This is a genomic window from Allobosea sp. GW821-FHT12C12 (assembly GCF_058807355.1).
The window spans coordinates 261777-275966 of sequence record NZ_JBXAQP010000005.1 but is presented as its reverse complement, the minus strand read 5'-3'; the positions used below and the strand labels follow the sequence as shown (position 1 = coordinate 275966).

Annotated in this window: 13 protein-coding genes and 1 tRNA gene; 11 read left to right on the top strand and 3 right to left on the bottom strand. The window is 66.8% G+C overall.

The window, feature by feature from the left end:
* Window positions 1–10: 10 nt before the first annotated feature.
* Complete coding sequence (locus AC1RRW_RS09870; protein ID WP_492900553.1) at window positions 11–913, bottom strand: LysR substrate-binding domain-containing protein; 903 nt, start codon at window positions 911–913, stop codon at window positions 11–13.
* 282 nt (window positions 914–1195) lie between these two features.
* On the opposite strand from AC1RRW_RS09870, the gene AC1RRW_RS09865 reads away from it, so the two are divergent.
* The 5 genes from AC1RRW_RS09865 to AC1RRW_RS09845 all read left to right on the top strand — a co-directional run bounded on the left by AC1RRW_RS09865 (window position 1196) and on the right by AC1RRW_RS09845 (window position 6981).
* Window positions 1196–2554: an NAD(P)H-dependent oxidoreductase gene (locus tag AC1RRW_RS09865; RefSeq protein ID WP_492900552.1), complete on the top strand. Its 1359-nt coding sequence runs from the start codon at window positions 1196–1198 to the stop codon at window positions 2552–2554.
* 88 nt (window positions 2555–2642) lie between these two features.
* Window positions 2643–3638 carry a TRAP transporter substrate-binding protein gene (locus AC1RRW_RS09860; protein WP_492900551.1) on the top strand — a complete coding sequence of 332 codons (996 nt, stop codon included), beginning with the start codon at window positions 2643–2645 and terminating at the stop codon, window positions 3636–3638.
* Between the two features lie 202 nt (window positions 3639–3840).
* Window positions 3841–4341, top strand: a complete 501-nt coding sequence (locus tag AC1RRW_RS09855) for a TRAP transporter small permease (protein ID WP_492900550.1) — start codon at window positions 3841–3843, stop codon at window positions 4339–4341.
* Window position 4342: 1 nt separating this feature from the next.
* Complete coding sequence (locus tag AC1RRW_RS09850) at window positions 4343–5638, top strand: TRAP transporter large permease (RefSeq protein WP_492900549.1); 1296 nt, start codon at window positions 4343–4345, stop codon at window positions 5636–5638.
* Between the two features lie 158 nt (window positions 5639–5796).
* Window positions 5797–6981 (top strand): FAD-dependent oxidoreductase, encoded by a 1185-nt coding sequence (locus AC1RRW_RS09845; protein ID WP_492900548.1) that lies wholly within the window; start codon window positions 5797–5799, stop codon window positions 6979–6981.
* A gap of 231 nt (window positions 6982–7212) precedes the next feature.
* On the opposite strand, the gene AC1RRW_RS09840 is transcribed toward AC1RRW_RS09845, so the two are convergent.
* Window positions 7213–8157, bottom strand: coding sequence for a LysR family transcriptional regulator (locus AC1RRW_RS09840; protein ID WP_492900547.1), 945 nt, complete (start codon window positions 8155–8157; stop codon window positions 7213–7215).
* 233 nt (window positions 8158–8390) lie between these two features.
* On the opposite strand from AC1RRW_RS09840, the gene AC1RRW_RS09835 reads away from it, so the two are divergent.
* Genes AC1RRW_RS09835 through AC1RRW_RS09810 form a run of 6 tightly spaced genes read left to right on the top strand, consistent with a single transcriptional unit; the run spans window position 8391 to window position 13919 of the window.
* Window positions 8391–9143, top strand: coding sequence for an SDR family oxidoreductase (locus AC1RRW_RS09835; protein WP_492900546.1), 753 nt, complete (start codon window positions 8391–8393; stop codon window positions 9141–9143).
* An 11-nt stretch (window positions 9144–9154) separates the two neighbouring features.
* Entirely contained in the window at window positions 9155–10342 is a 1188-nt protein-coding gene (gene rhmD / locus AC1RRW_RS09830) for an L-rhamnonate dehydratase (protein WP_492900544.1), read from the top strand.
* A gap of 15 nt (window positions 10343–10357) precedes the next feature.
* The gene (locus AC1RRW_RS09825; RefSeq protein WP_492900542.1) at window positions 10358–11119 is read left to right on the top strand and encodes an SDR family NAD(P)-dependent oxidoreductase; all 762 of its coding nucleotides are present in this window, start codon (window positions 10358–10360) and stop codon (window positions 11117–11119) included.
* Between the two features lie 40 nt (window positions 11120–11159).
* Window positions 11160–12167 carry a TRAP transporter substrate-binding protein gene (locus AC1RRW_RS09820; protein ID WP_492900541.1) on the top strand — a complete coding sequence of 336 codons (1008 nt, stop codon included), beginning with the start codon at window positions 11160–11162 and terminating at the stop codon, window positions 12165–12167.
* A 10-nt stretch (window positions 12168–12177) separates the two neighbouring features.
* Window positions 12178–12648, top strand: coding sequence for a TRAP transporter small permease (locus AC1RRW_RS09815; protein ID WP_492900540.1), 471 nt, complete (start codon window positions 12178–12180; stop codon window positions 12646–12648).
* A complete protein-coding gene (locus AC1RRW_RS09810; RefSeq protein ID WP_492900539.1) occupies window positions 12648–13919 on the top strand; it encodes a TRAP transporter large permease in 1272 nt (423 codons plus the stop codon). Before AC1RRW_RS09815 ends, AC1RRW_RS09810 begins: the two co-directional genes overlap by 1 nt.
* Before the next feature lie 173 nt (window positions 13920–14092).
* On the opposite strand, the gene AC1RRW_RS09805 is transcribed toward AC1RRW_RS09810, so the two are convergent.
* Window positions 14093–14167 (bottom strand) — tRNA-Glu (locus tag AC1RRW_RS09805).
* Window positions 14168–14190: the final 23 nt, after the last annotated feature.

The window sequence follows — 14190 nt, the reverse complement described above, 5'->3', positions numbered from 1 at the left end:
CGGCCGGCGGTCAGCCGGCCTTGCTCGCCTCCTGCGCCATCAGCCCGGTGATCCAGTCGACGAAGGCGATGATCTCCGGATTGGCGCGGTCCTCGCGGCGGTAGAGCAGGCGGTGCGCGATGATCGTGATCCCGAGCGGCCCGAACGGCATCGTCAGCGCGCCGCGGCGCAGATGGCCGCCGGCCTGCAGCGTCGATTCGAGCGCGAGGCCGAGCCCGTCCGCCGCGACCGCCAGCGCGAGATGGGCGCGGTCGAACTGCAGCCCGCGCGGATTCAGCGGCACCAGCGGCGCGTGCTTGGCCGACCACTGGTCCCAGGGCACGACGCAGCGCAGCGAATGGATCAACGGCACACGGGCGATGTCGGACGGCTCGCTCAAGCGATGCTCGGCGACGAAGGCCGGGCTCGCCAGCGGCACGATCAGTTCCTCTACCAGCGGCGCCGCCTCGCAGGATTCCGGCACCGGCCGGGCATACTGGATGTCGACGAGGATGCCGTCCTGACCGAGCCGCGCCGGCTCATGGCTGGCGTAGAGCGCGATGTCGATCGACGGGTGCTCGCGCAGGAACTGCCCCAGACGCGGCACCAGCCAGAGCGTCGCGAAGCTCGGCGAGGCGTGGATCGGCAGCCGGCGCACGCCGACGCCCGAGGCGACGCGGCTCGTGGCGGTGACGAGGCGGGCGAAACTCTCGCCGATCGATGCGCTGTAGGTCAGCGCCTCCTCGGTCGGGACGACGCTGCGCTTGACGCGCAGGAAGAGGGGACGCTGCAGCATGCCCTCCAGCGCGCGCATCTGGTGGCTGATCGCCGACGGCGTCAGGTTGAGCAGTTTGGCCGCCCCGGCAAAGCTGCCGGCCTCCATGACCGCGCGAAAGGTCAGCAGCCATTGCAAGGGCGGAAGCCCGCCGATCATTGACAAATCCTTCTCATCGATAGCGGCATCCTTATTCGCTTTCGCGCATCTATTTCGTCATGTTAGCACTGATCAATGAGGAATGCAGCTCACCGAAAGAAGCTGTTCGCTCGGGAGGAGACGTCACCGGCACGAGCGGGAGGCGGAGACCGGCGGGGAGATGCGCTCTCGCCCGCCGGCGCGTGACGGGCCGTAACGCATGCGGCGCGGAGATCGCTCTTCCCGACCGTTTCCTCACTGGACGAGGCTGGCCTGAGCGGCCGAGACGGAAGGCAAGACGACATGAATCTGCATCGCATGCTCCTCGAACGGAAGGCGGCCGGACGGCCCGTCACGGTCGCCATCATCGGCGCCGGCAAGTTCGGGACGATGTTCCTTTCGCAGGCCCGCAGCACCGACGGCATGCACATCGTCGGCGTCGCCGACCTCAACACCGACAGGGCGCGCTCGCAGCTCAGGCTCGGCTGCTGGCCGGCGGAGCAATACGCCGCCGCCTCGATCGATGACGCGCTCAAGCACGGCTCGACCGTGATCACCGACAATGCCGACGACCTCGTCACCCATCCCGGCGTCGAGGTGATCATCGAGGCGACCGGCGATCCCGGCGCCGGCATCGCCTTCGCGCTCAAGGCGATCGAACACGGCAAGCACGTCGTCATGGTCAATGTCGAGGCCGACGCCGTCGCCGGGCCGGTCCTGGCGCGCAAGGCCAAGGCCGCCGGCGTGGTCTATTCGCTGGCCTGGGGCGACCAGCCGGCGCTGATCGCCGACCATGTCGACTGGGCCCGCGCGGCCGGGTTCAAGGTGGTCGCGGCCGGCAAGGGCACGCGCTACCACCCGACCTACCACCGGTCGACGCCCGACACCGTCTGGGACATCCTCGACAGGTACATGAAGATCAAGGACCGCAATTCGATCAATCCGAAGATGTTCAACTCCTTCGTCGACGGCACGAAGTCGGGCATCGAGATGACGGCGGTGTGCAACGCGACCGGGCTGGAGTCGCAGGCCGAGGGCCTGTCCTTCCCACCGGCGACACGCTTCGAGCATGCCGAGATCTGCAAGCCGAAGGCCGACGGCGGCGTGCTCGAACGGGCCGGCGTCACCGAGGTCACGTCCTCGGTCTATCGCGACGGGACCGACGTGCCGCATTCGCTGGTGATGGGCACCTATGTCGTGTTCGAGACCGACAGCGCCTATAGCGAGGAGTGCTTCCGCGAGTATTCGATGCTGCCGGACAGGAGCGGCAAATACGCGTGCCTCTACCGGCCGATCCACATGATCGGACTCGAACTCGGCATCTCGGTCGCCTCGGCGGCGCTGCGCAAGGAGCCGACCGGGGCGCCGATCATGTTCAACTCCGACGTGGTCGCCACCGCCAAGCGCGCGCTCAAGGCGGGCGAGATGCTCGACGGCGAAGGCGGCTTCTGCGTCTGGGGCAAGCAGACCCCGGCCTCGGCCTCGCTCGACCAGGGCTATCTGCCGCTCGGGCTCGCCCACAACGTCAAGCTCAAGACCGATATCGCCGAGGGCCAGCGCCTGAAATGGAGCGACGTCGCCTACGATCCGGCCAGCACCGCCGTGAAGGTGCGGCGCGAGATGGAGGCAGCCTTCGCGCGCCCCAACACCAAGGCTGCGTGAGGAATTCCACGACGGGGCGCGGCCGCGCCCCGTCGCGATACCCCAGAGCCCGAAAACGGGCCGAACCACGACGGAGGAGGACAAGACCATGACGATTACGGGACGGAACCTGCCCACCCGCCGCGCGGCGCTCCGTGGCCTTGCCACCGGGGCGGCGCTGATCGCGATGCCCGGCGTGCTCAGGGCGCAGAAGGTCAGCTGGATCGGCGCCAACGCCGCCTCGCAGCAGGACTTCATCGGCATCAGCCTCGACTTCTTCGGCAAGCGCCTGGCCGAGCTCAGCAAGGGCCAGATCACGATCCAGGCGCATCATGGCGGCGCGCTCGGCGGCGAGCGCGAGCATGTCGAGGCCGTGCTGCAGGGCGCGGTCCAGATCGCGACGCCGGGCCAGGGCGTGGTCGCCGGCTGGTACCGCCCGGCCGAGGTCTGGACCCATCCCTATCTGTTCAAGGACGTCGCGCACAAGGACCGCGTCTGGGACACGATGCGGGCGGAATACCAGGACGACATCGCCAAGACCGCCAAGCTCAGGCCGCTCGGCGCGATCCCGCGCATGCCGCGCATGCTCTCCTGCAACCGGGTGGTCAAGGTGCCGGCCGACATGAAGGGACTGAAGATCCGGGTGCCGGAGACGGCGCTTTGGCGGCGCACCTTCGAGCTGTTCGGCGCCTCGCCGACGCCCCTGCCCTTCCCCGAGGTGTTCCAGGCCCTGAAATCGAGCGTGATCGACGGCCAGGAGAACCCGATGGGCCTGACCTACAATTCCGGCATCTTCGACGCCAACACGCATCTCTCGCTGACCGAGCACATGATGCAGGACAACTGCATCCTGACGGGCGATCAGGCCTACCAGAAGCTGACGCCGGAACTGCGCCAGGCGGTCGACCAGGCGGCGCGCGACATGGAGGCCGAGATGCGCCCCAAGGTGATCGCCGACGATGTCCGCATCCTCGAGCTGATCAAGGCCAAGAAGATCGTGATCTCGGAGGTCGACAAGGCCGCCTTCACCGCGACGGTGAAGACCCTGACCACCGAGTTCCCGGCCGGCAAGAAATGGGCCGACCGCATCGGCCAGATCGCCTGAGGCGGGCTATAGCAGCACTACGGCGATTTCACTCGGAAACTCTCGTCATCCGGGGCGACCGAAGATCGTCCCGGGATCCATCGCGAGGCGCAGCAATGCTTGATGATGGACCCGGAGCCGCGCCGCCGCGCGGCTCGTCCGGGACGACGGCGGAGGGGTTCCGCGCGAAGCGGTCGACCTCCAGACGTTAGCGGAGAATCGCATGAAGGCGGTCATAGGCCAGCTATCGGAGATCGTCACCGAGGCGGCCAAATTCGCGCTCGGCCTCTGCGTCGCCGCGATCGTGCTGATAACGCTGGCGGCGGTGTGGTGGCGCTATGTCGTCAATTCGCCGATCGCCTGGATCGAGCAGGTCTCCAACATCCTGTTCATCTGGATCACCTTCATCGGCGCGGCGGTTCTCTACCGGCAGAAGCTCCATATCGGCGTCGACATGTTCATCGGCATGCTGAAGGGCCGCGCCCAACAGATCGTGTTCTGGGCGATCGAGATCGCCAACCTGATCTTCATCACGGTGCTCTTCGTCTACAGCGTGAAGCTCTCGATCGACGTGCTGCCAAACACCTATGGCGCGCTCGATATCACGCCCGCCTGGTTCTATCTCTCCGCGCCGGTCTCCTGCGCGATGATGATGCTCTATTTCGTCGAGAAGATCGTCGATCCCTCGAAACGGCAGCCGGAAGGCTTCGCGGGGGATTTCTGAGATGATGAGCACGGTCCTGATCGGCGGCTTCTTCCTGCTGCTGGCGCTCTCGGTCCCGATCGCCTTCGCGATGGGGCTCGCGACCATCGGCGCTATCATGGCGCATGGCTCGCTGCCGATGTCGATCCTGGCCCAGCGCACGCTGGTCGGCGCCGATTCCTACGCGCTGCTGGCGATCCCGTTCTTCATCCTGGCCGGCAACCTGATGAATGGCGGCGGCATCACCAACCAGATCATCAGGCTCGCCAACGCCATGGTCGGGCGCTTTCGCGGCGGGCTGGCGCTGACCTCGGTGACGGCGGCGATGATCTTCTCCGGACTGTCGGGCTCGGCGGCTGCCGACGCCTCCGCGCTCGGCAAGGTGCTGATCCCGGCGATGAAGAAACAGGGCTATGGCGGCGGCTTCGCGGCGGCGCTGATGGCGTCCGCCTGCGTCAACGGGCCTATCATCCCGCCCTCGATCCCGCTCGTCATCTACGGGCTCTCGGCTGCCAAGGGCGTCTCGATCATCGCGCTCTTCCTCGGCGGCATCATCCCCGGCATCCTGCTCGCGCTCTCGCTGATGATCGCGGCCTACTGGATCTCGGTGAAGCGCAACTACCCGGTCTCGGAGGCGGTGCCGATCCGCGAGATCCCGAAGCTCTTCCTGCCGGCGAGCTGGGCCCTGATGATGCCGGTGATCATCCTGATCGGCGTCACCGGCGGCGTCGTCACGGTGACCGAGAGCGCGACCATCGCCGTCGTCTACGCCGCCTTCATCGGCTTCTTCGTCTACAAGGAGCTGAACATCCGGACGATCTGGCCGATCCTGGTCCAGACCGCGCTCGACACCGCGCTGGTGATGTTCATCATCGCCTTGTCGTCGGGCTTCGGCTGGCTGCTCGCGGTCTCGGGCGCGCCGCGCGCGATCGCGGCCTGGATCGGCACGGTCTCCACCGACCCGACGATCATCCTGATGATCGTCAACGTCTTCCTGCTGATCATCGGCATCTTCATGGAGCCGCTGCCGGCGATGTTCATCCTGATCCCGGTGCTGGTGCCGGTGGTGCAGGCGGTCGGCATCGACCTCGTCCATTTCGGGCTGGTGATGGTGTTCAACCTCTGCCTCGGGCTGATCACGCCGCCGGTCGGCATCCTGCTCTACATCTGCGCCAACTTCGCCGGCGTGAAGCTGGAGGAGGAAAGCCGCGAGCTCGGCCCCTTCCTCGGGGCCGGAATCGTCGTGCTGATCATCATCTCGCTGTTTCCGTCGACCGTGCTGTGGCTGCCGAGACTGCTCGTCGATTACGGGCAGTAAGGAGACGGACCGGCGAAAAGGGCGGCCCGACCGATGGACGCGACGCGCCGCGTCCCCGCATAGTGACGCCATGATCGCCGCCCGCGCCCGCGTCTTTTCCGGCTACCTGTCCCGCAGCCGAGCGAGCGCATGCCGGTGACACGCGTTCGCGGCTTCAGATGGCGATGACGCCGGACGGAAGCGCCGTTCCCGCCCGCCATGACATCGTCCTCGTCGGCGGCGGCCATACCCATGTCCAGGCGATGACGGCCTTCGGGACGAAGCCCGAGCCCGGCGTCCGGCTGACGCTGGTCGCCGACCGGCTGGAAACGCCCTACTCCGGCATGCTGCCAGGCCATGTCGCGGGCTTCTACAGCCATGACGAGATGCATATCGACCTCGCCCGGCTGGCGCGGGCGACCGGGACGCGGCTGGTCCATGCCGCGGCGACCGGGCTCGATCGGAACGGCCGGCAACTCCTGCTGCAGGGCCAGCCGCCGCTGGCCTACGACACGCTCTCGCTCAATCTCGGCATCGCGCCGGACCTGTCCGGCATCGCCGGCGCGGCCGATCACGGCGTCGCGGTCAAGCCGATCGGCTCCTTTCTCGACCGGCTCGACGCGCTGCTGGCGCGCGCCGCGCAACGCGACGGGCCGCGCCGCTTCGCCGTCGTCGGCGGCGGGGCGGCCGGCGTCGAGATCGCGTTCGCCCTGCGGACGCGGCTCGATGCGATCTCGCGGCAGGCGGGCAGCCGGCCGGAAGCATTCGCCGTCACGCTCGCCGGCGGCGGGCCGCTCGTCGCGACGCTGAACGGCGGCGTCCGCCGCCGCGTCGCGGACGCGCTGGCGCGCCGGTCGATCGCGGCCCTGACCGGATTCGAGGCCGTCGCGCTGAGCGAGACCGGCCTGACCGCCGCCGATGGACGCCTGCTCGCCGTCGACGCGGCGCTGTTCTCGACGGCCGCCCGCGCGCCGGACTGGCTCGCCGGCACGGACCTGCCGCTGGCGGCGGACGGCTCGGTCAGGACGAGGGCGACGCTCCAAATCGAGGATGACGAGGCCGTCTTCGCCGTCGGCGACTGCGCGACGGTCATCGGCGAGCCCCGCCCCAAGGCCGGCGTCTTCGCGGTCCGGCAGGGGCCGGTGCTCGCCGGCAACCTGCGCGCCCGGACGCAGGGCCGGCCGCTCGCCGCGCACAAGGCCCAGCGCGACTATCTCGTCATCCTGATGACCGGCGACGGCGGGGCCATCGCCGGGCGCGGCGCGTGGTTCTCGGCGGAAGGTGCGCCGATCTGGCGCTGGAAGGACTGGATCGACCGCCGCTTCATGGCGAGGTTCGCGGAGTTCGAGGCTCCCGGCGCATAGGACAAGGGGCCCGATCTCGCGATCCGGCCCTGCCGATTTTCGCTCCGGCATGCGTCCCGGGCTATTTAAATCGGGCCACCTCGTCCGCGCTGATCGCGCCTTGCGTCTGAACTGGACCAAAGGCGGCCTGCAATATGCTCCACCAGTTCGGTGAGCATCCAAGGAGACGCCGGGAGACCGGCGCCTCTGTCGGTTCCTTCGTCCGCTTTCCAGCGGTGCATGGAGGTCAATCTACGATCGGCCCCCAGCGAGCTCCCTGATGATCCCCGCGAAATCCTCGGCATTCGCCGAAAGGGCCTCGCCGCTGCGGCGGATGATGCCGTAGGGCTCCAGCGGATTGTCGAGGTAGAAAGGCAGCCGGACAAGTTCGCCCCGGTCGATCGCCTCCATGACGATGGTATGGGGGAGCACCGAGATCATCTGCGCTCGCCGCACGAGCTGCAGCGTCGCGTAGATCGAGGTCGTCTCGACGAGATTATCGAGCGACGGCAGTCCGGCCTCGGCGAACGATCGATCGATGACCTGCCGCATCGGGCTGGTCTGCTGCTGCAGCACCCAGGGATAGACCTCCATTTCGGCCAGCGAGACCTCGTCTCTTCCGGCCAGCGGGTGGTCGAAGGCGGCGAAGACCCAGAGGCTCTCGTTCGAGAGCGGCTCGACATCGAAGATCGCGTGGTGACGTGCCTCGGTCAGGCGCCCTATCACAAGGTCTATCTCGTTCTTCTCCAAGCCGCGCAGCAGTTCGTCGCTGGTCGTCGCCGAAAGCCGGATCGTCATCAACGGCCGGCGGCGCTTCAGCTCCGCGATTGCCGCCGGAAGAATGTCCGGCGCGGTCGCCATGATCGCCCCGATCGAGAGCGCGCCATAGCCCCCGCGCTTGAGATTGCCGAGTCCTCTCAGGAAGCGCTCCTGATCGACAAGGAGCTGGTCGGCATAGTTGATGACGAAGCTGCCGATCTCCGTCGGCGCCAGCCCGCGCGGCTGCCTGTCGAAAATGCGCACGGCCAGCATGTCCTCGATGTCGTGAAGCATCTTACTCACCGCCGGCTGCGTGACGTTCATCTCCTCCGCGGCCCGATGCAGCGTGCCCACGCGCGCGATCGTGGAGACGAGCAACAGATGCCGGATGCGCAGCCGGGACATCATGTGCCGCGGCAGTGACGCGATGAAGCTCATTGCGATAACTTTCTGGAAGTGATCATGTCGTATTTTTCATTATTTGCTTATCGCAATTGTCGCTAGCGTTTCTCGGAGAGGCAAGGCAGCGCCCAGGCGATCCTCGATGATCGAGCCCCGGGACGACGGCCTGTCAGGAGGACGCCGGAGGACGCCGCAAACGCGACATCCCCGTCTCGATCGAGTTCAGGCCGCCGGGCTCCTGCCGGCGGTCGATGAGGGGCTATGCGCGCGTGAACCATATCGATCTTCAGACCCGTATCGCCGTGATCACCGGCGGCGCACGCGGCATCGGCTTCGCCGCCGCCGAACGCATGCTCCGATCGGGTGCGGGCGTCACCCTCTGGGACATCGACGCGGAGCGGTTGGCGCAGGCTCAGGCGAAGCTTTCGCCTCTCGGCGAAGTCTCGACCGCGACCGTCGAGCTGACCGACGAAGACTCGGTCGCGAACGCCGCCGCCGCCGCGATCGAGCATCACGGCAAGGTCGACATCCTCGTCAACAATGCCGGCATCACCGGCGGCAACGGCAAGCTCTGGGAACTCGACCCCGAAACCTGGCGACGCGTCGTCGACGTCAATCTGGTCGGGCCTTATCTGACCTGCCGCGCGCTGGTTCCGCACATGATCGCGCAGGGCTATGGCCGCATCGTCAATGTCTCCTCGATCGCCGGGAAGGAAGGCAACCCCAACGCCTCGCATTATTCGGCCTCGAAGGCCGGACTGATCGGGATGACGAAATCGCTCGCCAAGGAGGTCGCCCAGACCGGCATCCTGGTGAACTGCATCACGCCGGCGGCCGCCAGGACCGAAATCTTCGACCAGATGAAGCAGGAGCATATCGACTTCATGCTCTCGAAGATCCCGATGAACCGCTTCCTGGCGGTGGAGGAGGCGGCGGCACTGATCGGCTGGCTGTCGTCGGAGGACTGCGCCTTCTCGACCGGCGCCGTTTTCGACATCTCCGGCGGTCGCGCGGTCTATTGAGGGAGATCGCGATGGCGATGCCGACGATCAGCCATGTCCGTGCCTTCACCGTCCGGGGCGGCGGAGCCGACTATCACGATCAGAAGGGCGGGCACTGGATCGACGGGCAGATCGCGACTCCGATGTCGCGCTACCCCGAATACCGGCAGACGCGCTCCTCCTTCGGCCTCAATGTGCTCGGCACGCTGGTGATCGAGATCGAGGCCAGCGACGGCACGATCGGCTTTGCCGTTACGACGGCCGGCGAGATCGGCGCCTTCATCGTCGAGAAGCACCTCGCCCGCTTCATCGAAGGCCGCAAGGTCACCGAGATCGAGGCGATCTGGGACCAGATGTACTTTGCCACTCAGTATTACGGCCGCAAGGGCGTGGTGGTGAACACGATCTCCGGCGTCGATCTCGCGCTCTGGGATCTGCTGGCGAAGGTGCGGGGCGAGCCGGTCTGCGCCCTGATCGGCGGGCCAGTGCGCGACGAACTGGTCTTCTACGCGACGGGTCCGCGTCCCGACCTCGCCAAGGGCCTCGGCTTCATCGGCGGCAAGATGCCGCTCAAGCACGGTCCGGCCGAGCGTGACGAGGGCCTCAAGGCCAATATCGAGGCGCTCGCGGCGATGCGCGACAAGGTCGGCCCCGATTTCTGGCTGATGCTCGACTGCTGGATGGCGCTCGATCTCGATTACGCGACGCGGCTCGCGCGGGCCAGCGCCGAGCATGGCCTCAAATGGATCGAGGAGGCGCTCTCGCCCGACGACTACTGGGGCTATGCCGCCCTGAAGAAGGCCGTGCCGCCCGGGATGCTCGTGACCACGGGCGAGCACGAGGCGACGCGCTGGGGCTTCCGCATGCTGCTCGAAATGGGTTGCTGCGACATCATCCAGCCCGATGTCGGCTGGTGCGGCGGGCTGACGGAGCTCTTGAAGATCAGCGCGCTCGCCGACGCCCATGGCGTCATGACGATCCCGCACGGCTCCAGCGTCTACAGCTATCATTTCGTGGCGACGCGCCAGAACAGCCCGTTCGCCGAGTTCCTGATGATGGCGCCCGATGCCGACCGCATCGTGCCGATGTTCCATCCGCTGCTGCTCGACGAGCCATTGCCGGAGAACGGCCGGATCAGGACATCCGCGCTCGACAGGCCGGGCTTCGGCGTCAGGCTCAATCCCGAATGCCAGCTCCACCGTCCCTATCCACGCGGCTGAGGATCGAGGCGCGCCATGCAGGATCTGAAAGGCAAGGTCGTCCTCGTCACCGGCGCCTCCTCCGGCATCGGCGCTGCGGTCGCGCGTGCCTTCGCCGCGCAGGGCAGCCATGTCGCGGTGCATTACCGCTCGCAGCGCGAGGCGGCGGAGGCGGTTGCGCTCGATGTCAGGTCGCATGGGTGCGAGGCCGAGATTTTCCAGGCCGACGTCTCGGTGACCGCCGAGACCGACCGGCTCGCCGCCGCGGTCATCGCCCGCTTCGGCCATGTCGACATCCTGGTCAACAATGCCGGCGGCTTCGTCCAGCGCGCGCGATTGAGCGACGCAGACGATGCGCTGATCGACGCGGTCTTCCATCTCAACGCCCGGTCCATGCTGGCGCTGACGCGTGCGCTGATTCCCGCCATGCGGGGCAGATCCGGTGCTTCGATCATCAACATGACGTCCCAGGCCGCACGAACGGGCGCCAGCCCCGGCGCCGGCCTCTACGCCTCGACCAAGGCCTATGTCTCGACCTTCACCCGGGCGCTGGCGAAGGAACTCGCTTTGGATGGCATTCGCGTCAATGCGGTCGCGCCCGGCGTGATCGCGACACCGATCCATGACGCACATACCTCACCGGAGCTGCTGAGATCGCTCGAGGCGGGCATCCCGATGGGGCGGCTTGGCCTAGCCGAGGAATGCACCGGAGCCGTGCTGTTTCTCGCGAGCGAACAGCTTGCCAGCTACGTAATCGGCCAGATCATCGAGGTGAACGGCGGCAGCGTGATGCCGTGACGGCACAAGAAAGCAACAACAGTCAGGGAGGACGACCATTATGACGACCAAGCCCATGATCGACCGCCGCAGCCTCGTCGCCGGCGGAGTCGCGGCCGTGACGGCGCTCGCGGCGCCGAGCCTCGTTCGCGCCCAGAGCAAGCGCACGATCAGGCTCGCCCATCACCTGCCGATCCAGTCTGAACAGCACGCCGCGGCCGAGATCTTCGCGAAGAAGGTCGCCGAAGCCTCCAAGGGGGCGATCACCATCCAGATCCTGCCCGCCGCCCAGATGGGCGGCCAGCGCGAGATCATCGAATCGGTCTCGATCGGCACGCTCGACATGGGGTTCGGCGAGTCCGGGCTCTACGCCAACTACGTGCCGGAGTTCGGCGTCGTCGCGCTGCCTTATCTCTACCGCGACTTCGACCATTGGAAGCGGGCGGTCGATGGCGAGGTCGGCGCCTCGCTCGCGAGCTCGCTCGACAAGAAGGCGAACATCAGGATCGTCAACTGGATGGTGACCGGCTACCGCTACACCTATCTGCGCGGCAAGCCGATCACACAGCCGGCCGATTTCAAGGGCCTCAAGGTGCGCCTGCCGGAGGCCCCGGTCTTCGTGAAGACCTTCTCGACGCTGGGTGCGATTCCGACGCCGATCCCGGCCCCGGAAATGTACGCTGCGCTGCAGACCGGCGTGGTCGATGCGATGGAGGGGACGGCCGAGGTCGCCTACACCTTCAAGATCTACGACGTCACCAAGTATCTCTCGATGACCCGTCACATCCTGCTCGACGGTTCCTTCGCGATCAGCAGCTCGCTCTTCGGCAAGCTTTCCAAGCCGGAGCAGGAGCTCATCCTCAAGGCGGCACAGGATGCGGCAGTCGAGCAACGCGCGCAGCATTTCGAGCGCGAGAAGGCCTCGCTCGCCAAGCTGACCGGCGAAGGCAAGATGCAGCTCAACGAACCGGACCTGAAGCCGTTCGCGGAGGCGCTCGCCAAGCTACAGGATGAGTTCGCCGCGGCCTCGAAGGGGACTTCCGTCCTCGACGCGATCCGCAAGCTGTGACGGCGCGGCGATGATCCGCAACGTGATCGGCGGCATCATTGGAGTCACGAAGCTCATCGCGGCGGGCTGCTTCGCCGCGATGATCGCGTTGACGCTCGTCCAGGTGGTCAACCGCTATGCGTTCGGGCTGCCGATGTTCTGGACGGAGGAGCTGATCGTCCTCCTCCTGGTCTGGTCGATGCTGCTGGGGCTGCCCGTGCAGCTCTGGACCCACGAGGAGATCGTGGTCGACGTCCTGCCGACGCCCGATCCGCGCGCCCAGGCGATCAAGGACGGGGCCAACCTCGCCTGCTCGGTCGCCTTCTGCGCAATCCTCGCCTGGTCGGGCTACGCCTTCATGCTGCGCGGCCTCAACGTCACCTCGCCGGCGCTCGGCCTGTCACGGCTGTGGTTCTTCCTGCCGATACCGGTCTCGGCCGCCCTCTCCGTCATCGTGTTGCTGACCCGGCCGAAAGGGCAGAGCATCGGAGGCTTCGACTGATGCTCTGGACACTCGTCCTCTCGCTGATGCTCTTCATCGCCATCGGCATGCCGATCGCCTTCTCGATGGGGCTCGCAGCCGTCGCCGCGCTCCTGGTCGATGGCTCGGTCCCGCTGATCGTGCTGCCGCAGAAGATGTATTCCTCGCTCGATTCCTTCCCGCTGCTGGCCATCCCTCTCTTCATCCTGGCCGGCTCGGTGATGAATGTCGGCGGGATCACGGCCAGCCTGATCGGCCTGGCGCGGGCGCTGGTCGGGCATCTCCGCGGCGGGCTCGGCCATGTCACCATCGTCACCAACGTACTGTTCTCGACGATTTCCGGATCGGCTGCGGCGTCCGCGGCCGCCGTCGGCTCGATGCTGATCCCGGAGATGAAGAAGGACGGCTACCGGCCCGAGGACGCGGCCGTCATCAACGCGGCGGGCGCGATCCTCGGCCCCGTGATCCCGCCCAGCGTGGTCATGGTGATCTATGGCGCGATGACCGGCCTATCGATCGGCACGCTGCTGCTGGCCGGCATCGGACCGGGAATCCTGATCGCCCTGATCATGATGGTGGCGGTCTATGTCATGGCCGGGCGCAGCGTCCTCAAGAAATACCCGCGCGCCTCGCTCGCCCAGATCGGGCGCGCCTCCCGCGACGCGGTTCCCGCGCTGATCATGCCGGCGATCATCGTCGGCGGCATCATGTCGGGGCTGTTCACTGCGACCGAGGCCGGCGTGATCGCCGTGGCCTATGGCGTCGCCTACGCGCTGCTGACGCGACGAAGCACCTTGCGCCAGTTGATCGACAACGTCACCGAGGCGACGATCGTCTCCTCCAGCATCATGATCATCCTCGGCGGGGCCGCGCTGTTCGGCTGGATCGTGGCCCGAGAGGGCGTGCCCGTGATGATCGCCGACTGGCTGCAGGCGATGACGAGCCAACCCTGGATCGTGATGGTGCTGATCCTCGCCGTGCTGCTCGTCGTCGGCATCTTCATCGAGCCCATCCCGGCGATGGTGATGCTGGTTCCGGTCTTGCAGCCGATCGCGGAGGCTTACGGCTTCAACCCGTACCATTTCGCGATGGTCGTGGTCTTCGGCGTGCTGCTCGGGTCGCTGACACCGCCCGTCGCGGTGCTCGTGCTCATCACCTGCAAGATCGCCAAGGTCGACGTCAACAAGGCAAACGGCCCGCTCGTACCGATGTTCCTGTTGATGGTGGTCGCGCTGTTCATCATCGCCTTCGTGCCGTGGATCTCGTTGATCGCCCCCAAGCTGTTGGGATGACGGCGCGGCAGCTTGCGCCGCGCCGCTTTGGAGGCTGCGACCGTCCCCGCCTGGGTTGCCATGCTCCCGTGGGTCTCATTGCGATTGGAGCGCCCGGTTCGGGCCGCATTCCGTCTTGAAGTGCCGAAGCCATGAATGTCGGGACTAAACATATTCGCAGCTTTGCACCGGAGTGGCGCGACCTACGGGAGTCGAACCCGTCTCCCCAGCGTGAAAGGCTGGTGTCCTAACCGATAGACGAAGGTCGCGGAGCACGCTTGAGTCGCGCGAG

Excerpts from the sequence above, each read along its gene's own strand:
- AC1RRW_RS09855 (WP_492900550.1), top strand. The coding sequence starts at position 3,841 with ATGAAGGCGGTCATAGGCCAGCTATCGGAGATCGTCACCGAGGCGGCC.
- AC1RRW_RS09845 (WP_492900548.1), top strand. The coding sequence starts at position 5,797 with ATGGCGATGACGCCGGACGGAAGCGCCGTTCCCGCCCGCCATGACATC.
- AC1RRW_RS09825 (WP_492900542.1), top strand. The coding sequence starts at position 10,358 with ATGCAGGATCTGAAAGGCAAGGTCGTCCTCGTCACCGGCGCCTCCTCC.
- AC1RRW_RS09840 (WP_492900547.1), bottom strand. The coding sequence starts at position 8,157 with ATGAGCTTCATCGCGTCACTGCCGCGGCACATGATGTCCCGGCTGCGC.
- AC1RRW_RS09865 (WP_492900552.1), top strand. The coding sequence starts at position 1,196 with ATGAATCTGCATCGCATGCTCCTCGAACGGAAGGCGGCCGGACGGCCC.
- AC1RRW_RS09810 (WP_492900539.1), top strand. The coding sequence starts at position 12,648 with ATGCTCTGGACACTCGTCCTCTCGCTGATGCTCTTCATCGCCATCGGC.
- AC1RRW_RS09870 (WP_492900553.1), bottom strand. The coding sequence starts at position 913 with ATGATCGGCGGGCTTCCGCCCTTGCAATGGCTGCTGACCTTTCGCGCG.
- rhmD (WP_492900544.1), top strand. The coding sequence starts at position 9,155 with ATGGCGATGCCGACGATCAGCCATGTCCGTGCCTTCACCGTCCGGGGC.
- AC1RRW_RS09860 (WP_492900551.1), top strand. The coding sequence starts at position 2,643 with ATGACGATTACGGGACGGAACCTGCCCACCCGCCGCGCGGCGCTCCGT.
- AC1RRW_RS09850 (WP_492900549.1), top strand. The coding sequence starts at position 4,343 with ATGATGAGCACGGTCCTGATCGGCGGCTTCTTCCTGCTGCTGGCGCTC.
- AC1RRW_RS09820 (WP_492900541.1), top strand. The coding sequence starts at position 11,160 with ATGACGACCAAGCCCATGATCGACCGCCGCAGCCTCGTCGCCGGCGGA.
- AC1RRW_RS09815 (WP_492900540.1), top strand. The coding sequence starts at position 12,178 with ATGATCCGCAACGTGATCGGCGGCATCATTGGAGTCACGAAGCTCATC.